The organism is Streptomyces sp. NPDC048420 (assembly GCF_040651535.1).
Classification (GTDB): Bacteria; Actinomycetota; Actinomycetes; order Streptomycetales; family Streptomycetaceae; genus Streptomyces.
In genome coordinates, this window is sequence record NZ_JBEZKG010000027.1 from 40309 (window position 1) to 59745 (window position 19437).

Annotated in this window: 19 protein-coding genes; 9 read left to right on the forward strand and 10 right to left on the reverse strand. The window is 71.2% G+C overall.

Features of this window, described 5'->3' with window-relative positions; translation table 11 throughout:
- Positions 1-48: 48 nt before the first annotated feature.
- The 4 genes from AB0D34_RS37985 to AB0D34_RS38000 all read right to left on the reverse strand — a co-directional run bounded on the left by AB0D34_RS37985 (position 49) and on the right by AB0D34_RS38000 (position 2933).
- Positions 49-321 (reverse strand): hypothetical protein, encoded by a 273-nt coding sequence (locus AB0D34_RS37985; protein ID WP_362670411.1) that lies wholly within the window; start codon positions 319-321, stop codon positions 49-51.
- 139 nt (positions 322-460) lie between these two features.
- Positions 461-1315 carry a hypothetical protein gene (locus AB0D34_RS37990; protein ID WP_362670413.1) on the reverse strand — a complete coding sequence of 285 codons (855 nt, stop codon included), beginning with the start codon at positions 1313-1315 and terminating at the stop codon, positions 461-463.
- Between the two features lie 260 nt (positions 1316-1575).
- Positions 1576-2184, reverse strand: a complete 609-nt coding sequence (locus AB0D34_RS37995) for a hypothetical protein (protein ID WP_362670416.1) — start codon at positions 2182-2184, stop codon at positions 1576-1578.
- The gene (locus AB0D34_RS38000; RefSeq protein WP_362670418.1) at positions 2097-2933 is read right to left on the reverse strand and encodes a site-specific integrase; all 837 of its coding nucleotides are present in this window, start codon (positions 2931-2933) and stop codon (positions 2097-2099) included. The genes AB0D34_RS37995 and AB0D34_RS38000 overlap by 88 nt, the downstream gene beginning before the upstream one ends.
- Positions 2934-3415: 482 nt before the next feature.
- Here AB0D34_RS38000 and AB0D34_RS38005 point away from each other — a divergent pair, with 482 nt between their 5' ends.
- Both AB0D34_RS38005 and AB0D34_RS38010 read left to right on the forward strand, forming a co-directional pair.
- Positions 3416-4159, forward strand: a complete 744-nt coding sequence (locus AB0D34_RS38005; RefSeq protein ID WP_362670564.1) for a tRNA-dependent cyclodipeptide synthase — start codon at positions 3416-3418, stop codon at positions 4157-4159.
- 66 nt (positions 4160-4225) lie between these two features.
- Positions 4226-5110, forward strand: a complete 885-nt coding sequence (locus AB0D34_RS38010; protein ID WP_362670420.1) for an NAD(P)-dependent oxidoreductase — start codon at positions 4226-4228, stop codon at positions 5108-5110.
- A gap of 208 nt (positions 5111-5318) precedes the next feature.
- On the opposite strand, the gene AB0D34_RS38015 is transcribed toward AB0D34_RS38010, so the two are convergent.
- Complete coding sequence (locus AB0D34_RS38015) at positions 5319-6113, reverse strand: IclR family transcriptional regulator (RefSeq protein ID WP_362670422.1); 795 nt, start codon at positions 6111-6113, stop codon at positions 5319-5321.
- A gap of 356 nt (positions 6114-6469) precedes the next feature.
- On the opposite strand from AB0D34_RS38015, the gene shiA reads away from it, so the two are divergent.
- The 4 genes from shiA to AB0D34_RS38035 all read left to right on the forward strand — a co-directional run bounded on the left by shiA (position 6470) and on the right by AB0D34_RS38035 (position 11670).
- Positions 6470-7810 carry a shikimate transporter gene (gene shiA, locus AB0D34_RS38020; RefSeq protein ID WP_362670425.1) on the forward strand — a complete coding sequence of 447 codons (1341 nt, stop codon included), beginning with the start codon at positions 6470-6472 and terminating at the stop codon, positions 7808-7810.
- A 147-nt stretch (positions 7811-7957) separates the two neighbouring features.
- The gene (locus AB0D34_RS38025) at positions 7958-8941 is read left to right on the forward strand and encodes an alcohol dehydrogenase catalytic domain-containing protein (protein ID WP_362670428.1); all 984 of its coding nucleotides are present in this window, start codon (positions 7958-7960) and stop codon (positions 8939-8941) included.
- Positions 8934-10712: a TIM barrel protein gene (locus tag AB0D34_RS38030; protein WP_362670431.1), complete on the forward strand. Its 1779-nt coding sequence runs from the start codon at positions 8934-8936 to the stop codon at positions 10710-10712. The genes AB0D34_RS38025 and AB0D34_RS38030 overlap by 8 nt, the downstream gene beginning before the upstream one ends.
- Before the next feature lie 52 nt (positions 10713-10764).
- Positions 10765-11670, forward strand: coding sequence for an aldo/keto reductase (locus AB0D34_RS38035; protein WP_362670433.1), 906 nt, complete (start codon positions 10765-10767; stop codon positions 11668-11670).
- A 4-nt stretch (positions 11671-11674) separates the two neighbouring features.
- On the opposite strand, the gene AB0D34_RS38040 is transcribed toward AB0D34_RS38035, so the two are convergent.
- Together AB0D34_RS38040 and AB0D34_RS38045 are read right to left on the reverse strand one after the other, a co-directional pair.
- Positions 11675-12130 carry a pyridoxamine 5'-phosphate oxidase family protein gene (locus AB0D34_RS38040; protein ID WP_362670435.1) on the reverse strand — a complete coding sequence of 152 codons (456 nt, stop codon included), beginning with the start codon at positions 12128-12130 and terminating at the stop codon, positions 11675-11677.
- 709 nt (positions 12131-12839) lie between these two features.
- Complete coding sequence (locus AB0D34_RS38045; protein WP_362670437.1) at positions 12840-13547, reverse strand: dienelactone hydrolase family protein; 708 nt, start codon at positions 13545-13547, stop codon at positions 12840-12842.
- A gap of 178 nt (positions 13548-13725) precedes the next feature.
- Here AB0D34_RS38045 and AB0D34_RS38050 point away from each other — a divergent pair, with 178 nt between their 5' ends.
- Complete coding sequence (locus tag AB0D34_RS38050; RefSeq protein ID WP_362670439.1) at positions 13726-14118, forward strand: VOC family protein; 393 nt, start codon at positions 13726-13728, stop codon at positions 14116-14118.
- A 34-nt stretch (positions 14119-14152) separates the two neighbouring features.
- A complete protein-coding gene (locus tag AB0D34_RS38055; RefSeq protein ID WP_362670441.1) occupies positions 14153-15217 on the forward strand; it encodes an adenosine deaminase in 1065 nt (354 codons plus the stop codon).
- Here AB0D34_RS38055 and AB0D34_RS38060 read toward each other — a convergent pair.
- The 3 genes from AB0D34_RS38060 to AB0D34_RS38070 form a co-directional block, all read right to left on the reverse strand.
- The gene (locus AB0D34_RS38060; RefSeq protein WP_362670444.1) at positions 15205-15714 is read right to left on the reverse strand and encodes a DinB family protein; all 510 of its coding nucleotides are present in this window, start codon (positions 15712-15714) and stop codon (positions 15205-15207) included. The genes AB0D34_RS38055 and AB0D34_RS38060 overlap by 13 nt on opposite strands.
- Positions 15715-15769: 55 nt before the next feature.
- Positions 15770-17269, reverse strand: a complete 1500-nt coding sequence (locus tag AB0D34_RS38065) for a carotenoid oxygenase family protein (RefSeq protein WP_362670446.1) — start codon at positions 17267-17269, stop codon at positions 15770-15772.
- A 67-nt stretch (positions 17270-17336) separates the two neighbouring features.
- A complete protein-coding gene (locus AB0D34_RS38070; protein ID WP_362670448.1) occupies positions 17337-18254 on the reverse strand; it encodes a LysR substrate-binding domain-containing protein in 918 nt (305 codons plus the stop codon).
- Between the two features lie 118 nt (positions 18255-18372).
- On the opposite strand from AB0D34_RS38070, the gene mgrA reads away from it, so the two are divergent.
- Positions 18373-19368, forward strand: coding sequence for an L-glyceraldehyde 3-phosphate reductase (gene mgrA / locus AB0D34_RS38075; RefSeq protein WP_362670450.1), 996 nt, complete (start codon positions 18373-18375; stop codon positions 19366-19368).
- Positions 19369-19437: the final 69 nt, after the last annotated feature.

Sequence of the window (19437 nt, forward strand, 5' to 3'; positions counted from 1 at the left end):
GACTTTCGCGCAAGCCACCTGAGTCTCGGCCAGCCATGTTTTCGCAGTTCATCGAAGCTCGCTGGCGCCTTGCAACGGGATGACCTTTGCGGAGCGGTTTGCGAGTTGCTGGCGGAGTGCGGCGTTTTCGGTGAGGAGGGTGGCGACGACGGTTGCTGCGGCATCGACCTGATGCCGGAGCCGGTGACGCTCTTTCCGGTTGTCCTGCAGCTGTCGGCGCAGACGGCTGATCTCGTCTCGCTGCTGTTGGTCGCGGAGGCTGGCTGGGCTGTGGCCGGCGCGAGCGTCCCATTCTGCGAGGACGGCGGTGGCCCGGTTCATGGTGTCCGGCTGACGCCGGCTTCGCGCCAGAGGTTGTTCTTGGTCAGTTTGCCGTCGGTTCGTGTGGGTCTGCCGGTGAAGAGCCGTTCCATCGCCTCGCGAAGGGTCTGCTCAGTCTTGGCGGAGACCGTTGGCGGGGTCATCGGCTGGCCTCTCGGATCACGAGGTCGACTTCGTTGAGCTGCTCAGTGAGCAGGGCCCGCCGGTTGGGTGGGAGCTTTGGGGTGGCGAGCAGGTCAGTCAGCGGGGCTCGTTCTGCTGCCCAGAGGGGCAGGTGGGCGGGGGCGATGACGCTGTTGGCGCAGCGCGAGGGCTGGCACCGGTCGATCAGAGGGCCTTGGTGGCCTTCGGGGGCGATGGCGTTCTCAAGACATTTGGCGCCGACTGGGTAGGCGTCATCCATGGTGCAGCGGTTGAGCTTGCCGAAGCGGACGGACAGGCGCGTGCGGCGAAGGAGGTCGAGTTCGACGCGGACGTCGCCTCGCTGTGCTTGGTTGGTCGCTCTCATCTCAGCGGCCTTGGCGCGGATGGCGGCGAAGGTCTCGCGCAGGCGGTCGGCGCCTGGTCCGTAGCCGATTGGCTCGCCGCGGCCGTCGGCGGCGAAGAGCTCGGCCAGTCGCTCGAAGCGGCGCTCGCTGATGGCGGTTCTCAGGTGCTGGGCCCAGGCGGGCGAGGGCTCGGTGTAGCCCTGGGTGGTGGTGTTCGCGAGCGCCCTCGTGGCGACGTGCTTGAGCTGCATCCTGACGGCGATCTCCGAGCCGGGGAACTCCCGGGTGAGCATCGCCATGGTGTGGCGGAACATGTGCGGGGCCAGCTTCTGCTCGGGGATCTGCGGAAGCCCGCTGATGTGCCGGTTGCTGTTGGCGTGCCGAGCGAAGCTGTTGATCGCGTCGCTGCTGTCGAAGTGGTTGATGGGCGACTTGGCCTGCACGGACGCGAAAGCGTACTCGTCATCGACCGACAGCTCGGACGCCGTGGTAATCGCCTTGGCCACCGGCTCGATGATCCACCAGTGCCGGACCGGCAGGTCCGGGTGAAGCTGTGCTTGGTCGCCTTCACGGCGGGGCTGCCGTAGCACTCGACGACCGAGTCTCGTCCGCGAGCTCGCCAGCGAGCCCGGCGCAGGTGTGAGCTGCGGGGTCGAAGACGACCGTCACTGGGCGGTCTTGCGGATCGAGCCCGGTCACCTGCCGCAGCCCGACGCGTGTGGCCTCCGCCGGCCGAGGCGTGCGGGCGGGGAACCCGCCCTTGTACTCACCCCTGCGGGGCACCGGCACCCTCCAGGTTCATAAGGCGGCGGGCGACGGTCACGTAGGAGGCGCCGCCCGCCGCGCTCCAGCGGCGGAACGCGGCGTCGACCTCTCGCATCGGATCCCTCAGGTACCGGATGTAGCGGTAGGTCGTGGAGGGATGGGCATGGCCGAGCCGGCGCTGGACGACCAGCAAAGGGTTGCCGACCATGTGCTCCAGCAGCGTCGCCATCGGCGCCTGTTCGGCATCGAGGTCGCCGAGAGCCTCGCGGGTCAGGAAGATCAGCAGCCGGAGCGCGAACGTGTGCCGCGTGTCGTGGAAGACCCAGCAGCGCCGGGGCAGTAGCGGGGCTACCTCGTGCACGCTCCACTGCTTCATCCGCTTCCACGCCCGCCGGCGGATGCGGTCCCAGCCCGAGCCGGTGAGCATCCGGCCGCCCTGGCCGATGAACAGGGCCGGCGGGGCCAGGCCACCGCCTGTCTCCAGCACGGTGATCCGCCGCAGGCCCGGCTTCATGTCCTTGATCACCCGGGTGACCGTGACGCCCTCCAGGACCCCGCGGACCCGGATGCCGTCCCCGTCGATCCGCTGGACCACGAACAGGTCGCGCACCTGGCGCCGCAGCGTGCGCTGCGCTGCGCTGTCGCCACGATCCCCGGCCGCTCCAGCAGCAGATAGGCCTCCAGCAGTTCCATCGCGTCCCTGGGCACGTAGACCGACCGCGGCCGCCCGTACTTTGCGCAGGCCGCCAGGTCGACGTCCGCGACCGCGGGCCGGCGGCCGCCCAGCAGGCCGAGCTCAGGCAGCAGCAGGGTCGACCACTCCTGGATCCGCATCCCCGTCATCAGCGCCAGTTCCACCGCCGAGCGGTTGCGGTGTGGCCGCCACCCCCGGAAGCCCAGGTCCAGGCCACCGCCCGGCTCCAAGCCGCCGAACCCGACGTCCCGGAAGAACAAGTACTGGTCAAGCTCCATGTGCCGGACCCGCGGATCCCGGCTCACTCCGCTGCCCAGGGACTCCCCCCGTCCCGTCATCCGCCAGGGCCGTCCGCTCACGTATCCGACCTGGGCCAGGTAGTCGTAGAGCCCGCCGGTCGCGGCGGCATCCCGATCCCATGTGGCCTCGCCGACCGTCTCCTCGGCGTCCTCGCGCCGCCACCGTCGGAACTCCAGCACGTCGTTCTCGGTCGCCAGCCGCAAGTCCAGGCCGCGTGCGGCAAGGAAGTTGAGCAGCATCAGGACGGTGTAGGCGTACGCCCGCATCGTCTTCGCGTCCAGGCCCTGTTGGCCGATCACCCGGAACCAGCTCGACAGCGGCTCCACCGGGCGCATCGCCTCGTCCAGAAGAATCGGTGTACCCATCGGAATCCGTCGCCGTTCAAACAGCTCGCTCAGGTCGGCGGGACGAACGCCAGCCACGTCCCCCACCTTCCAGACCTTCCGCCTGTCCGTGAAGAACAACTGCATCGAGCCCCCAGGGACGATCACCTCGCGGGATCGAGGAACCATCAAGCCACCTTGCCTGACCAGCAGGGAAGCCGCCCCGAACAGCTCTCAACGTCACCCGAAGGGGAACGGACACCCGTCACCCCAAGCTGTCGACTCGCACGTACATTCGAACAAGCTTTAAGGTGAGAGTCCCCGCGGGCCCCCGACGAGGAGACACTGAGGAGAGCGCGCCGTGCCCATACGCCCATGCCCCTCCTGCTCGGGACCGGCGATTCTTCAGGGCGACCGGGCATGGCGTCCGAAGCCGAGCCTCAGGTTCTATACGCCCGACTTCGGCAAGGACCGAGACACTCTGAGACGTCTGGTGAACACTCGGAACGCGGGGGAACGTGACGATGCACGACTGGTCGATGCCGACGACCCGGACACCCTCGACCGCGGCCCGCCGGGGGGACGGCTTCGTCGCCACGCCGTTCTCCGAGCGCTGCTCCGGCCTCGTCGAAGCCGGACACCACGTGTTCCTCGGGATCAGCCCCGGCAACGGCTACTTCTCCGAGGACCGGCTTCTCGCCCTGCTGCGCTGGGCCGCCGCCCGCTTCACCCGGATCGAGATCGCCCATCCCGACACCGAGACCGTCGCCTGCACCTACCTCGGCCGCGGCTACGAACCCCGGCACGCCCGCGCCCGCGCCCACCGCGACGTACGCCAGACCGCCAACCGCGTCTCCCGGGCCGTGGCCACCGCCCGGATCGCCCCGGACCGGCTGAGCGTCGCGCAGTTCTGCGACCACTACGACACCCCCGCCTACCAGGCCGCCTACGAACGGATCGCCCGCGCGCACCGGGACCACCCCGCCTTCCATGCCACCTGCACCCGCATGGTCACCGGCGTCCTGCGCACCACGATGCCCGGCGAATGGATCCCCAACACCGACCAACTGGCCGCAGGCGCCGAGTACTTGGACCGCGAACTGCCCTTCCTCCTCGACACCCCGGCCATCCTCGGCGTCCCGGCCTCCGTCTTCGCCTACCGAGCCACCCCGGCCCTCGCGGGCTTCCTCTACGGCCCGGACGCGCTGCTCCCGGCCGCGGACACGCAGGGATTCGTCACCGTGGAACCGCTCCCGGCCGCACAGTGACCCGGCCGCTTCGGGCAAGCTCGACTGCCTGACCGTACATCCGCACCCCCGCAGAGAGTTGACGTCATGACCGACAAACTCACCGTGAGCGTTCTGGGCACCGGCATCATGGGCGCCGCGATGGCCCGCAACCTGGCCCGCGCCGGGCACACCGTCCGGGCCTGGAACCGCAGTGCCGCCAAGGCGCAGCCCCTGGCCGCGGACGGCGTGCAGATCGCCGACAGCCCGGCCGAGGCGGTGCGGGGGGCCGACGTCGTCCTGACCATGCTGTACGACGGATCCGCGGCCCTGGACGTCATGAGCCGGGCCGCCGAGGGCCTGCGCCCGGGCGCCGCGTGGGTGCAGTCGACCACCGCGGGCACCGAGGCGATCGCCGACCTGGCCGCCTTCGCCCGCGAGCACCGACTGGTCTTCTTCGACGCACCCGTCCTCGGCACCCGGCAGCCCGCCGAGGCCGGTCAACTGCTGGTCCTGGCGGCCGGACCGGTCGACGGCCGCGACGCCGTGACCCCCGTCTTCGAGGCGGTCGGCGCGCGCACGGTGTGGACGGGCGAGGACGGCGCCGAGGGCAGCGCGACCAAGCTGAAGCTGGTCGCCAACAGCTGGGTGCTCGCGGTGACCAACGCGGCCGGAGAGGTCCTCGCCCTGGCCAAGGCCCTGGGCGTGGACCCGCAGGACTTCTTCGGCGCCATCGACGGCGGCCCCCTCGACATGGGCTACCTGCGCGCCAAGTCGGGCATGGTCCTCGACGGCCGGCTGTCACCCGCCCAGTTCGCGGTCTCCACCGCGGCCAAGGACGCCCGTCTGATCGTCGAGGCCGGAGAGCGGGCCGGGGTCCGCCTGGACGTGGCCGCCGCGAGCGCCGAACGCTTCGAACGCGCGGTCGCCCAGGGCCACGGCGACGAGGACATGGCCGCCGCCTACTATGCGAGTTTCGACGAGCACGCCTGAACCCGGGGATCCCGAGCCACCGCCCCACCGCACCAGCGCGTGGATCGAGGTCGAACACCGGCACGGCTGGGGCGAGATGAAGGACAGCGACCGGGCGTCGTGACGGAAGGCGAGGGCGCGCCGACCGCGCCCTCGTACGGTGTGGGGGTGCGGGGGTCCTCGCGCACCACCCGATGTTTCACCGGGTGATGCGGGCGGGCCCGTCGGCTCAGACGGCGCTGCTCAGCGGATGGCTGAAGCCCTGGCCGGAGATCAGGCGGGCGCCCTCGGCGAGTTCCGAGGCGAACCGCTCGACCGCCTCGTAGGGGAAGCGGTGGCTGGGGCCGCTCAGCGAGAGGGAGGCGACGACCTTGCCGGTGCGGCCGGTCACGGGGACCGCCACGGCGGTGAGCCCCTCGTCCCACTCGCTGCTGCTGACGGCGTAACCGCGCTCCGCCGCCTCCGCGGACCAGGTCCTCAGGCGCCCGGCATGCTCCTCGCCCTGCGGGGAGGCGGCCGCGACCCGGCGCAGGAAGGCCTCGGAGGCGTCCCGGAGCAGGATCTTGGAGGAGGCGCCGGCCCACAGCGGCTGCTCGTCACCGACGTCGACGACATGGCGCAGCGGGTGCGGGCTCTCCTCGTGGGCCACACAGATGCGGTGGACACCCCGGGCGACGAAGAGGTTGACGGTCTCGCCGAGCCGGTCCGCGAGATCGCGCATGACCTTGCGGGTCTCCTGCGGCACCTCCCACTGGCTGCGGGCGAGATAGGCCCAGCGCCACAGGGCGGGGCCCGCCGTGTACCCGGAGGGATGCGAGCCCAGCAGACCGGTCTCCTCCAGCGTCTGCACCAGGCGCAGCGCGGTCGTCTTGGCGAGCCCGGTCGCCTCGGTGATCTCCCGGAGAGTGATCACCGGCCGGTCCTCGGAGAGCAGCGTGAGGATGTCGAAGGCCCGTCGCACACTGCGCACCCCACTTGCCTGCTGGTCCGGCTCGCCCCCCGCCCGCGCCTGTCCCTCGCTCACCCGCTGCCTCCCCGTGTCCTGGTGCCACTGTCTCTCCCGACCGTAGTCCGCTCTACGGACCGGGGAAACCGCAACATCCGCGAAATCTTGTCACACCCCTTGATGGTCGACGGCGAGCCGCTCTATCGTGCCGCTCACTGGTCTGAGAGATCCGCACAGTGGACCTCTGGATCGAGGGGCGCCGCCCGAACCACCGTGGCGACGGCCTGGTTAGTACGCGACGGCGCGCTCACACCCCGGCTGCCCGCGGCGTCAGAACCGTCCCCACCGCAGCCATTCCCGTAGTGGTCCCGTGCCGTGCACCGCTCGCACGGCACGGGAGACCACTGCCCAGTGCATCCGACGGAGTGTGTGAGATGAGCAGGACACAGCGATCGGCCGGAGGTTCCGGTCTCGCCAGGCGCGCGGCGATCGCGAGCTTCATGGGAGCCGTCGTCGACTGGTACGACTTCTTCCTCTACGGCATCGTCGCGGGTCTCCTCTTCGGCGACCTGTTCTTTCCCGACGCCTCCCCGGCCGTGGGCACCCTGGCCGCCTGGGCAACCTTCGGCGTCGGCTTCCTCTTCCGGCCGCTGGGCGGCATCGTCTTCGGCCACTTCGGCGACCGCCTCGGCCGCAAACGCATGCTCGTGCTGACCATGCTGATCATGGGCCTGGCCAGCACCCTGATCGGCGTCCTGCCCACCTATGCCCAGGCCGGCATCTGGGCGCCCGTCCTGCTGGTCCTGCTCCGCGCCACCCAGGGCTTCGCGGTCGGCGGCGAGTGGGGCGGTGCCGCGCTGATGGCGGTGGAGAACGCGCCGAAGAGGTGGCGCTCCCTCTACAGCAGCGGTGTCCAGGTCGGCGCCTCCGTGGGTCTGCTGCTGGCCACGCTGATCACCAAGGTCATGTCGGGCACCACCTCCGACGCGGCCTTCCGAGCCTGGGGCTGGCGCATCCCGTTCCTGGTCAGCGCGGCCCTGGTGATCGTCGGTCTGGTCATCCGGGCCAGGGTCGAGGAGTCCCCGGTCTTCACCGAGAAGGTCGCCGCGATGTCCGAGACCGCCAAGCCGCGCCTCCCGCTCATCGCCGCGGTCCGCTCCAACCCGGCCGGCTTCTTCGCCATCATCGGCCTGCGATTCGTCGAACTGTTCACCTTCTACGGCGTCACCACCTTCGGTCTGTCCTACGGCACCGACGAACTCGGCATGAACCGCGACAGCCTCCTCGACGTCAACCTCGCGGTCGGCGGCCTGGCCGTCGTCACCATCCCGGCCTTCGCCTACCTCGCCGACCGGTACGGCCGCCGGCGTGTGTACTGCTGGGGCGCGCTGATCGGGGCGGTCAGCGCGGTGCCGTACTTCTGGGCCATGGAGTCCGGCTCGATGCTGCTGATCGTCGTGTGCGCGGTGCTGCTGGTGAACGTGGCGCACGACATGGCCGTGTCGGTCCAGCAGTCGCTGTTCACCGACATGTTCGGCGCCGAGTACCGCTACAGCGGTGCCGGAGTCGGCTACCAGCTCGCCAGCGCCGTGGGCGGCGGCTTCACCCCGCTCATCGCCGGCTCGCTGGTCATCTGGGCGGGCGGTGGCTGGTCGCTGGTGGCGGCCTACGTCGCCCTGGGCTGCCTCGTCTCCTTCCTGATCGCACTGCGCCTGCCGGGCGTGGACACGGCGAAGGCGTCGGCCGCCGTACCGGCGAAGGCCGCGGCGCTCTGACCGTCTGACGGAACCGGGGCCGGTCGTCCAGCGACCGGCCCCGTTGCCGTTTCCGTGTGCTGCGCCCTTGTTCGAGGAGCCTGTGCGGCTCTAGGCTGACCGCACAGTGGATCGTATGGGCCATCTAGTGGTCACATTGGAGCCCCAGTGAAAGCAGCAGTCCTCACGGCACCGGAACGGATCGAGACGGTGGACGACTGGCCGGAGCCGGTCCCCGGACCCGGCGAGGTCGTCGTGGAGATGCACGGAGTCGGGTTGTGCGGTACGGACCTCGCGGTGTTCCACGGCAGGCGCGTCACCCCGGTCCTCCCGTGGGTCATAGGTCACGAGGGGTTCGGCAGGGTAGCCGCCACCGGATCGGACACATCGGACCACCTGGTGGGCCGACGCGTGGTCATCGAACCCAACTACGCCTGTCTCAAGTGCGCCGACTGCCTCACCGGCCTCACCTCGGCCTGCCCCCACCGCGCCATCGTCGGCCTGAACTCGCCCGGTGTCCTCGCCGAACGGGTCGCGGTCCCCGCGCCCTTCGTCCACCCCGTCCCCGACGGCCCCAGCGACGCGGACCTCGCCTGCGTCGAGCCGTACACCGTCGCCCGCGCCGCGGTCCGCCGCAGCGGCGTCACGGACCGGGACCGCTGCCTGGTCGTCGGCGCCGGGGCCCAGGGCCTGCTGCTGTGCCTCATCCTGTCCCGCCTCGGCATCACCCCCGTCGTCACCGAGCCGCACCCCGAGCGCCTGGCCCGCGCGGTGCGGCTCGGCGCCGCCGCCGACGACGGCCGTACGGGATTCACCTACGTCTTCGAGAGCTCCGGGTACGCCCCCGCCCTGCGTCCCGCTGTGGACCGGGCCGTCCCCGGAGCCACGGTCGTGCTCGTCGGCCTCAACGCCGAGCGGCTTCCGCTGACCACCGACGACGTGGTCCGGCGCCAGCTCGTGCTGCGCGGCTCGATGATCTACGACCACCCGGGCGACTTCACGGCCGCCATGACCGAACTGCCCGCCGCCCGGCCCGGTGCCGTGATCGAGGCCCGCTTCCCGCTCGCGCGGGCGCAGGAGGCCTTCGCCGGAGCCGCCGTACGTGCCGGGAAGACCTGGATCGACCTCGGGAACGGGAGTGAGCATGCGTAAGTCCATCGCCACCGTCTGCCTCAGCGGCACCCTCACTGAGAAGCTGACGGCCGCCTCACGGGCCGGCTTCGACGGTGTCGAGATCTTCGAGAACGACCTCCTCGCGAGCCCCCTGGCCCCCGAGGAGATCGCCGCCCGCACCGCCGACCTGGGCCTGAGTATCGACCTCTACCAGCCGATGCGGGACATCGAGGCCGTCCCGGAAGAGGTCTTCGTCCGCAACCTCCGGCGCGCCCGGCACAAGTTCGAGCTGATGCGCAGGCTCGGCGCCGACACCGTCCTCGTCTGCTCCAGCGTCTCCCCGCAGGCCGCGGACGACGACGCCCTCGCGGCGGAACAACTGAGCCGACTCGCCGGCCTGGCCCAGGACTTCGGCATCCGGGTGGCCTACGAGGCACTGGCGTGGGGGCGGCACGTCAGCACGTACGACCATGCCTGGCGGGTGGTCGAAGCCGCCGGTCACCCGGCCCTCGGCACCTGCCTGGACAGCTTCCACATCCTCTCCAGGGGCTCGGACCCCAAGGGCATCGAGGACATCCCCGGCGAGAAGATCTTCTTCCTCCAGCTCGCCGACGCCCCGCTGATGGCCATGGACGTCCTCCAGTGGAGCCGCCACTACCGCTGCTTCCCCGGCCAGGGCGGCTTCGATGTGGCCGGACTCCTGCGGCACGTCCTGAACGCCGGGTACGACGGCCCGCTCTCCCTGGAGGTCTTCAACGACGTCTTCCGCCAGGCGGACGCGGGCCGCACGGCCCTCGACGGGCTGCGCTCCCTGCTGGCCCTGGAGGAGAACGCCGGAGTCTCCCCGCTCCCGGCCCCCGTGATCCCCTCCGGTGTCGCCTTCGCCGAACTCGCCACCAGCGACCCGGAACCCGTCGCCGAGCTCCTCGCGGCCCTCGGATTCACCCGCACCGCCCGTCATCACGGCAAGCCGGTCGACCTCTGGGAGCAGGGCGAGGCCCGGGTCCTGGTCAACACGGGCGCCGCGGGCCGTCGTACCGACACCACCCTGGCCGCCGTAGGCCTGGAGACGGCCGACCCGGCAGCCTCCGCCCGCCGCGCGGAGGCCCTGCTCGCCCCCGCCCTGCCCAAACGCCGCACCGCGCAGGACGTACCACTGGAGTCGATCGCCGCTCCGGACGGCACCGAAGTCCTCTTCTGCGCCACCGGGCGCCCCGAACTCCCCAGCTGGACGGACGACTTCGCCCGCACGGCCGAGAGCGGCGCCGCCGACGTCACGGCCATCGACCATCTCGCGCTCACCCAGCCCTGGCACCACTTCGACGAGTCAGTCCTCTTCCACCGCACGATCCTCGGCCTCAGCCCGCACGACACCGTCGAACTCGCCGACCCCTACGGCCTCTTCCGCAGCCGCGCCCTGTCCGCCTCCCCGGACGGACCCCGGCTGGTCCTCAACCTCGCGCCCACGCCGGAGGAGGGCGGCGAACCGCGGGCCCGGCACGTGGCGTTCGCCGTCGACGACCTCGTCACCGTGGTGCGCCGCTTCCGGGCCGCGGGGGCGGGGCTGCTGAGGGTTCCGGCGAACTACTACGACGACCTGGAGGCCCGGTTCGCCTTCGCCGAGGGGGAGTTGGAGACGTATCGCGAGCTCGGCATCCTCTACGACCGTGACGAGCGGGGCGGTGAGTTCCGGCACTGCTACACCGAGACGGTCGGCCATGTCTTCTTCGAGTTCGTGCAACGCTCCGGCGGCTACCGCGGGTTCGGAGCCGCCAACGCGCCCATCCGGCTGGCCGCGCAGCGCAGGTAGGAGTTCGCAAAGGGCCGACGCCGACAGGCCCCAGGTGTGTCATCATCCGCCGATGACCTTCGAAACGATCACCGCGGACGCGGCAGGCACCTGGACATTCTCCGATCTCACCGTCAACCGCATCGGCTTCGGCGCGATGCGGCTGACGGGCAGCGCGGCGTTCCACTTCGGCACCCCGAGCGACCGCGGCCGGTCGATCGCCGTGTTGCGCAGGGCGGTCGAGCTCGGCGTCAACCACATCGACACGGCCGCCTTCTACTTCTCCTCGCTGCGCTCCGCCAACGAGATCATCAACAGCGCGCTGTCCCCGTACTCCGACGACCTCGTCATCGCAGCCAAGGTCGGGCCCTTCCGGGACTACACGGGGGAGTGGGGCACCTCGGCCCGACCGGAGGACCTGCGGGGCCACGTCGAGGAGAACCTCCGCCAGCTCGGCCGCGACCACCTCGACCTGGTGTACCTGCGCCGGATGCGCCAGGACTCGGTCGCCGAGCACTTCGGTGCCCTCGCCGAACTGCGCGACAAGGGTCTGATCCGGCATCTGGGCATCTCCGACATCGAACCCCGCCACCTTGCGGAGGCGCAGGCCATCGCGCCGGTGGTGGCCGTGCAGAACCGTTTCGGGCTCGGCTCCCGCAACCCGGTCACCGACGAGGTCCTGCGGATCTGCGGCGAACAGGGCATCGCCTTCGTGCCCTTCTACGCCATCGCCGGGGACGCCGGACCCGAGGGTGCCACCACCGCCCACGACGAGGCGGTCCTCGCCGTCGCCCGGGCGCACGGCGCCACCCCCGCCCAGATCCGGCTCGCCTGGACCCTCGCCCAGGGCCCGCACGTCCTCGCCATCCCCGGCACGGGCAACCCCGACCACCTCGCCGAGAACATAGCGGCGGGCGCGCTGAAGCTCAGCGAGGACGAGCTGGACATCCTGAACTCACTGCATCAAAAGGCCGGTTGAGAGGTCAGACGGCCCACACGCCGTCCTTCATGACGTGCCGCCCGCGCATCTCGTGCTGTCCGTTCAGGGCCTGCACCGTGCGCGGGCGCACCTGGAAGAAGGCGTAGGACGCGCTGTCCCGGCGCGGGTCCCAGCCCGTCTTCGCCATGAAGACGTCGATCGCCTCGGCCGGCACGTCCTGCCCGCCGTAGGTCCGTACATCCCCGTCGATCAGCACGACGTCCCGGGTGTCCCCGAACGCCAGCCGGGTGCGTCCGCCGTCGCGCAGATTGTGACCCGTGGGATTGGTGATCCGGGTGGACAGCCACACGGACTCGCCGTCCCAGACGAACCACAGCGCCACCAGACACGGCAGCCCGTCGGAGTCCGCCGTGGCCACCCAGATGTCCGTCTCCCGCTCCAGCCGGGCCAGTACGTCGTGCTTGCGCTGTTCCAGGGTGCGGCTCTCGGTGATCGTCATGCCCGGGACGCTACCGGCGCCCTCGCTCCGCCGCCTCGGTCCGGCGCCCTACGACCACCGACCGAGGCGCCGGGCGACTCCTGAGCCCTGCCCACCCGATCGGGCCGGCGCCACGGGACAGGTCACACCGTCCGAGGTTCCCCGCAGCCGCGGTTACGTGGTCCTTGGCGGTGCGGCCGGCTGTGTCAGCCGTGCCTGTGTGGGCTGCGGGCCTGTCTGCCGGGTTGGCGGGCCCCGCGTGCTCGGGCGGCGGCTACGTGGTCCTTGGCCGCGTCAGCCGCGCCCGTGTGGGCTGCGGGCCTGTCTGCCGGGTTGGCGGACCTGGCCTGCCCGGGCCGCGGTTATGTGCACCTCGGCCGCGTCAGCCGTGCTCGCGTGAGCTGCGGGCCCGCCTGCCGGGCTGATGGGATTTCGCTTGCTCGGGCAGCGGTTAACGTGGTCCTTGGCCGTGCAGCCGGCCGCGTCAGCCGCGCCCGTGTGGGCTGCGGGCCTGTCTGCCGGGTTGGCGGGCCCGCCTGCCGGAGCTCCGGGCCACGCCTGGCGGAGCCGACGGACCCGCCTGCCGGAGCCGACGGACCCGCCTGCCGGAGCTGCCAGCCCCGTCCACCTCGGCCACCGCACCCCGTCGAGCCGAGCCGACAAGTCACCGCTCCCCGCAGCCGAACCCGGTCCGCCGTGCCCCACCCCGTCCCGATCCCGAGCGCAGGCCCTAACCCAGCCGCTCCCGCAGGAACGGCACAGTGCTCTCCCAGGCGCGGGTGGCGGACTCGGCGTCGTAGACCGGGCGGCCGTCGTTGAAGAAGGCGTGGTTGGCCGGGTAGAGGCGGAGGTCCGGGGTGATTCCGGACTGTTCGCGGACGGCCTCGCGCAGGCTGTCGAGGCTCTCCACCGGGATGCTCTCGTCGAGCTCGCCGTAGTGGCCCAGGATCTCCGCCTTGAGGCCCGAGAAGTCGGGCATCTCGCCCTGGATCACGCCGTAGAACGGCACGGCGGCGCTGACCCGCGCGTCGGCCGCGGCCAGGTACAGCACGAAGCCGCCGCCCATGCAGAAGCCGACCGCGCCCACGGTCTGCGAGGTGACCTCGTCCAGCGACAGCAGATGGTCCACCGCGCCGGAGAGCAGCTCCACGCCCCGGGAGACCGGAAGCGCCTGCATCATCCGCCAGGCCTCGGCGTCCTCGTGGGCGACATTGCCGCCGTACAGGTCCGGGGCGAGGGCCACGAAGCCCTCCGCGGCCAGCCGGTCGGCGACGTCGGCGATGTGGTCGGTCAGACCCCACCACTCCTGGATCACGATGACACCCGGCCCGCTCCCGGACGGCGGCAGCGCCAGATACCCGTGCGCGGTGGTGCCGCCGCTCGGGAAGGTGACGTTCTGGTGGGCGGGAGCCCCGGTCGACTTCGGCAGTTCGGTCATGCTGCTCGACTCCTGTGCGGCAGTCCTGTGATGGGGCGCCGGAGCCATGGCCCGGCGTTGATCACCAGCCTGTCACGCGCGTGCGGGCCCGCCCATGGCACCCCCGCGAGACCGGACTGGCGCCCCTCAAGTTTTACGTATAACCTCTCCCGTCAACCACCCGTCCCGAGAGGCTCCGATGAGACGCGTCGCCCTGGTCACCCTCGTCGTCGACGACTACGACGAGGCGATCCGCTTCTACACCGAGGACCTCGGCTTCCACCTCGTCGAGGACACGCCCCGCCCCGACGGCTCCCGCTGGGTCGTCGTACGGCCGGACACCCGCGACGGCGGTACCGACCTGCTGCTGGCCCGCGCCAAGGGCGAGGTCCAGCAGAGCCGGGTGGGCAACCAGACCGGCGGGCGCGTCGGCTTCTTCCTGCACACCGACGACTTCGTCCGCGACCATGCCCGGATGCTCGCCGCGGGCGTGACCTTCCTGGAGGAGCCCCGTCACGAGCCCTACGGCTCGGTCGCCGTCTTCCAGGACCTGTACGGAAACCGCTGGGACCTGCTCCAGCCCGCCGCCTGACCCTCCCGCCACCCCGTCCGAGGAAGCCCCTGCCATGACCGCTACGCGCGTAGACGTCGACCTGATCCGCCGCCTCCCCAAGGCCGTCCTGCACGACCACCTCGACGGCGGCCTGCGCCCCGCCACCGTGGTCGAGCTCGCGGCGGAGGTCGGCCACACCCTGCCCACCACCGACCCGGACGAGCTCGCCGCCTGGTACTTCGAGGCCGCCAACTCCGGTGACCTGGTGCGTTACATAGCCACCTTCGAGCACACCCTCGCCGTCATGCAGACCCGCGAGGGCCTGCTGCGCACGGCCGAGGAGTACGTCCTCGACCTGGCCGCCGACGGCGTCGTCTACGGCGAGGTGCGCTACGCCCCCGAGCTGAACACCGACGGCGGGCTGGCGATGGCAGAGGTCGTCGAGACCGTCCAGGAGGGCCTGGCCGCCGGTATGGCGAAGGCCGCCGCCGCGGGCACCCCGGTCCGGGTCGGCACCCTGCTGTGCGGGATGCGGATGTTCGACCGGGTGCGCGAGGCCGCCGACCTGGCCGTGGCCTTCCGGGACGCCGGTGTCGTCGGGTTCGACATCGCGGGCGCCGAGGACGGCTTCCCGGCCGCCGACCACCTGGCCGCCTTCGAGCACCTGCGTCGCGAGAACGTGCCCTTCACCATCCACGCCGGTGAGGCCCACGGTCTGCCCAGCATCCACCAGGCCGTGCAGTTGTGCGGCGCCCAGCGGCTCGGCCACGGGGTGCGGATCACCGAGGACATCGTGGAGGGCAAGCTCGGGCGTCTGGCCGGCTGGGTGCGGGACCGCCGTATCGCCCTGGAGATGTGCCCGACCTCCAACCTCCAGACCGGCGCCGCCACCTCCATCGCCGAGCACCCGATCACGGCACTGAAGGACCTGGGCTTCCGGGTCACCCTCAACACCGACAACCGGCTGGTGTCGGGGACGACGATGACCCGGGAGATGTCCCTGCTGGTCGAGGAGGCGGGCTGGAGCGTCGAGGACCTGCGCACGGTCACGGTGAACGCGCTCAAGAGCGCCTTCATCCCGTTCGACGAGCGCAAGGCCCTCATCGAGGACGTCGTCCTGCCGGGCTACGCGCTCTGAAGCAGTCCTCGCAGATAGGCGGCCTGGCCGACGTGCTCCCAGTCGTCGGCCATGACGCTGACCAGCCGGACACCCATGGTCACCGGCGGATCCCAGTTCTCGTCGACGACCCGGTCCAGATCCTCGGCGGTCAGGCCGCGCAGGGCTTCGAGGGTCTGGGCTTGGACGGCGTCGTAATAGCCGGTCAGCAGGGCGGCCGAGTCGACCCGCACCTTGGCGACCTGCGCGGAGGTGTGGCCGTACCCGATGTCGCGGGGCTTCAGGTCCAGGCCGAAGCGCTTCTCCCAGTCCTGCGTCAGCCAGACCTGGTCGAGACCGAAGGCGCCGGCCACATGGTCGTCCTGGACCCGGGTGAGGTGCCAGATCAGCCAGGCGACGGAGTTGGCGTCCGGGCCGGGGCGATGGTGGAGGTCGTCGGGGGTCAGGCCTTCGACGGCGGCGTGGACCTCTTCCTGGATGCGGGTGAACCCGTCGATGAGGATGTCCTTTGCATGCATGACGTCCACCCTCCCGCATCGCGCCGCGTCACGCCTCGCAAAACCCGATCCCGCCTCACGCGTCCGGAATCCAGCTCCCGTGGAGGCCCAGCGGCACCCGCCCGGGCAGATGGATCCGGGCCACCGGCTCGGCCGTGAAGTCCTGGGCCGGGAGAATCACCAGGTCCGAGGCCCCGCGATCAGGGTTGTGGACGTACGCGATCGCATAGCCGTCGTCCTCGGCGGCCCGCCCGTCGCAGGGGTCGGACGGCACGAACACCGCCTCGCTCGCCGCCGCGCCCCGCGGCAGCCGGTGCACCTGTGAGGTGCCGCGCAACAGGTCGTGCTTGATGAGCGCGTTGCTGAACGCCCGGTCGGGAGGCGGGTTGCCGTCGACCGCCTGATAGGCCACCGCCATCTCCGCGGACGCCGCCGAGTAGCCGTAGCGATGCCGACGGGACACCAGCGCCTCGTTGACGCGGGGGAACTCCTGGGGCCGGTCGTCGAGGGTCCGCACCCGCACCCGTCCCTGACGCAGGTCGACCGTCCAGCGGTCCAGCCGGGGGGTGCCCGCCGTGTACGGGCCTCCCGAGCCGTTGCCCGCCACGAGGAAGGGTGCGTCGAAGTTGGTCGTGTCGACGACCAGCTTCGAGCCCTCCTCGTACGCGTTGAGGGTGTGCGAGTAGTACACCGGGTCGACCTCGAACCAGCGGACCGCACCGCCCTTGCGGGGCAGCACACCGATCCGCGCCGGATGCCGGTCGTTCCAGACGTACGGCACGATGTCGCCGCGCTCGGCGCCCGCCGGGTCGAAGGTGACCGGCATGTCGAGGATCACCACGTGGTTCTCGGTGAGCGCGAAGTCGTGGATCATCGGCGCGTCCGCCACCGGGATCTTCGTACTGCGCGCGAGCCGGCCGCTCGGGTCCACGACCAGGTGCCGCACATGGTCCCAGGTCGGGTAGTAGGCGATCGCGTGCAGTTCGCCGGCGTGCGCGTCGAACTTGGTGTGCGCGGTGAACGCGCCCTCCAGCGTGCCCCGGAAGTCGTACGTGCCGACGGTGTTGAGCTCCTCGTCGAGCTCGTACGGCAGCGGCCCGCTCTCCTGGAGCGCGAGGATCCGCCCCCGGTAGGGGATCACGTGGGTGTTGCACGGGAAGTCGTCCGGCGGCACGGGACGCGGGTAGGGCTCGCCGAGCTTCTTCGCCACCTGGGAGGAGCGCACCCAGCGGTTGCGGTACCACTCGGCGCGGCCCTCGCGCAGCCGCACGCCGTGCACCATGCCGTCGCCGAGCATCCAGTGGTGGGCGCGCGGGTCCTCAAGCCCCAGGACGTTGGGGCCGTTGCGCAGATAGCGGCCGTTCAGCTCGCGCGGGATGCGGCCGGTGACCGGCAGGTCGAAGGCCGTCAGTTCCTCCGTGACCGGCTTGAAAGCACCTTCCAGGAACGGGAAGCGGCGCGCCGTCCCGGGTGCCGCCGCGGCGGGCAGCGCACTTGCTCCGGTGCCCACGAGCGCGCCGGCCGCCGTGATCGCCGCCGCGCCCCGCAGTACGTTCCGTCGCGTGGGATCCGTCATCTTCCCTACTCCTGACCGCAGTTGTCCTCGGGAACGGTCATGAGTCTGGTGCGCTGGACGGATCAGGTCACGAGGTGTGGGCCCCCTCCTGGGGTGTACTCAAGCCCCCTGTTTCCAGCAGGGACATCAGCGCCCGGGCCGCCGGGCTCGTGGCCTGGGAGGGCGGAAGCAGGGCGACCGTCTCGTACACGGTCTCGCCGGTGCCCTTGACCGGGAGCGCGGTCAGCGAGTCCCGCTTGTGCCGGAAGTGGCGTGGTACGACGGCCACGCCGAGGTTCTCGTCCACCAGGTCCAGGAGGCTGTGCACGTCGTTGACCTCCAGGGCGACGTTCCGGCGCAGGCCCGCGCCGGCGAAGGCGGCGTCGGTGGTGCGGCGCGGCCCCCAGTCCGGGTGGAAGTCGACGAAGACCTCGCCGTCCAGATCCTCCGGCGTCACGGCCGCGCCGATCGCCGCGAGCCGGTGGCTCGGGTGGCACAGCACGGTCATGGGCTCGCTCGACAGGGGTACGACCCGCAGCTGGTCGGTGTCCTCCAGTGCCGCCCGCACGGCGAAGGCCAGGTCGAGGCGGCCTGCCGCCACCTCCTCGGCGAGCGCGGCCGACCCTGCCTGACGCAGACAGATCTCGACGTCGGGATGCTGTCGCCGGAAGGCGGCGAGCAGCCCCGCCACATGCAGCCCGGCGATGCACTGCTCGGACCCGAGCGCGAGCATCCCGCGCAGCACCCCCTGCACCGCGGCCACCGCCTCGTGCGCCGAACGCACCTGCGCGAGGATCCGCTCGGCCTCGCCCAGCAGCGCCCGCCCGGCCGGGGTGAGCGTCACTCGGCGGGTGGTCCGCACGAACAGCGGGGTCTGCAGCTCCCGCTCCAGCGCCCGGATGGACGCGGACAGCCCCGACTGGGACACGAGCAGCCGCTCGGCGGCCCGGGTGAAGTGCTGGTCCTCGGCGACCGCCACGAAATGCTGGAGATGGCGCAGTTCCATGATTGAGAAGCCTATCCGCTTAATTCCATCGGATTCTTCTGTTGGACCAATGCCCCCAGGTCGCGAAAGAGTGGGCGAAGGATTCGAGGACATCCGTGCCAACCCCTCTGGAGTCGCGTTGTACACCGCACACCCCGACCGCTACGCGGAGATGCCCTACCGGCGCACCGGACGCAGTGGCCTGAAGCTTCCCGCGATCTCGCTCGGCCTGTGGCACAACTTCGGCCCGGCGGACCGCACCGTCGAGACCCAGCGGGCCATCCTGCGCCGCGCCTTCGACCTCGGTGTCACCCACTTCGACCTCGCCAACAACTACGGCCCGCCCCCCGGCGCCGCCGAGTCCGCGTTCGGCGAGGCCCTCAAGGCCGACCTCGCGTCCTACCGCGACGAGCTGATCATCTCCACCAAGGCCGGCTACCTGATGTGGCCCGGCCCGTACGGCGAGTGGGGCTCCCGCAAGTACCTGCTCTCCTCGCTGGACCAGAGCCTGACCCGGATGGGGCTGGACTACGTCGACATCTTCTACTCGCACCGCCCCGACCCGGAGACTCCCCTGGAGGAGACGATGGGCGCGCTGCACACCGCGGTCCAGCAGGGCAAGGCGCTGTACGTCGGCATCTCCAACTACTCGGCCGAGCAGACCCGCGAGGCCGCCCGCATCCTCGGCGAGCTCGGCACCCCGCTCCTCATCCACCAGCCGCGCTACTCGATGCTGGACCGCCGCCCCGAGGACGGCGGCCTCCTCGACGCGCTGGACGAGCTCCAGGTCGGCTCCATCGTCTTCTCCCCGCTGGAGCAGGGCCTGCTCACCGGCCGCTACCTGGACGGCATCCCCGAGGACTCCCGGGCCGCGAGCGACAGCCCCTTCCTGAACTCGGACGCGCTCACCGAGGACCTGGTGGGCCGGCTCCGCGAGCTCAACGACATCGCCAAGGGCCGCGGCCAGACCCTCGCCCAGCTGGCGCTCGCCTGGGTCCTGCGCGGCGGCCGCGTCACCTCCGCCCTGGTCGGCGCCAGCAGCCCGAAGCAGATCGAGGACAGCGTGGGCACGATCGCCAACCTGGACTTCGACAAGGACGAGCTGGCGAGGATCGACGCGATCGTCAAGGCGTGACCGGCGCGGCCGTCCTGACCGCGGGCAGCTGAACGGACCGGGCACCGGCATCAGGCCGGTGCCCAGGCC

Excerpts from the sequence above, each read along its gene's own strand:
- AB0D34_RS38065 (WP_362670446.1), bottom strand. The coding sequence starts at position 17,269 with ATGACGGATCCCACGCGACGGAACGTACTGCGGGGCGCGGCGGCGATC.
- AB0D34_RS38010 (WP_362670420.1), top strand. The coding sequence starts at position 4,226 with ATGACCGACAAACTCACCGTGAGCGTTCTGGGCACCGGCATCATGGGC.
- AB0D34_RS38055 (WP_362670441.1), top strand. The coding sequence starts at position 14,153 with ATGACCGCTACGCGCGTAGACGTCGACCTGATCCGCCGCCTCCCCAAG.
- AB0D34_RS38035 (WP_362670433.1), top strand. The coding sequence starts at position 10,765 with ATGACCTTCGAAACGATCACCGCGGACGCGGCAGGCACCTGGACATTC.
- shiA (WP_362670425.1), top strand. The coding sequence starts at position 6,470 with ATGAGCAGGACACAGCGATCGGCCGGAGGTTCCGGTCTCGCCAGGCGC.
- AB0D34_RS38000 (WP_362670418.1), bottom strand. The coding sequence starts at position 2,933 with ATGGGTACACCGATTCTTCTGGACGAGGCGATGCGCCCGGTGGAGCCG.
- AB0D34_RS38005 (WP_362670564.1), top strand. The coding sequence starts at position 3,416 with ATGCACGACTGGTCGATGCCGACGACCCGGACACCCTCGACCGCGGCC.
- AB0D34_RS38050 (WP_362670439.1), top strand. The coding sequence starts at position 13,726 with ATGAGACGCGTCGCCCTGGTCACCCTCGTCGTCGACGACTACGACGAG.
- AB0D34_RS38040 (WP_362670435.1), bottom strand. The coding sequence starts at position 12,130 with ATGACGATCACCGAGAGCCGCACCCTGGAACAGCGCAAGCACGACGTA.
- AB0D34_RS38045 (WP_362670437.1), bottom strand. The coding sequence starts at position 13,547 with ATGACCGAACTGCCGAAGTCGACCGGGGCTCCCGCCCACCAGAACGTC.
- AB0D34_RS38060 (WP_362670444.1), bottom strand. The coding sequence starts at position 15,714 with ATGCATGCAAAGGACATCCTCATCGACGGGTTCACCCGCATCCAGGAA.
- AB0D34_RS37985 (WP_362670411.1), bottom strand. The coding sequence starts at position 321 with ATGAACCGGGCCACCGCCGTCCTCGCAGAATGGGACGCTCGCGCCGGC.
- AB0D34_RS38030 (WP_362670431.1), top strand. The coding sequence starts at position 8,934 with ATGCGTAAGTCCATCGCCACCGTCTGCCTCAGCGGCACCCTCACTGAG.
- AB0D34_RS38070 (WP_362670448.1), bottom strand. The coding sequence starts at position 18,254 with ATGGAACTGCGCCATCTCCAGCATTTCGTGGCGGTCGCCGAGGACCAG.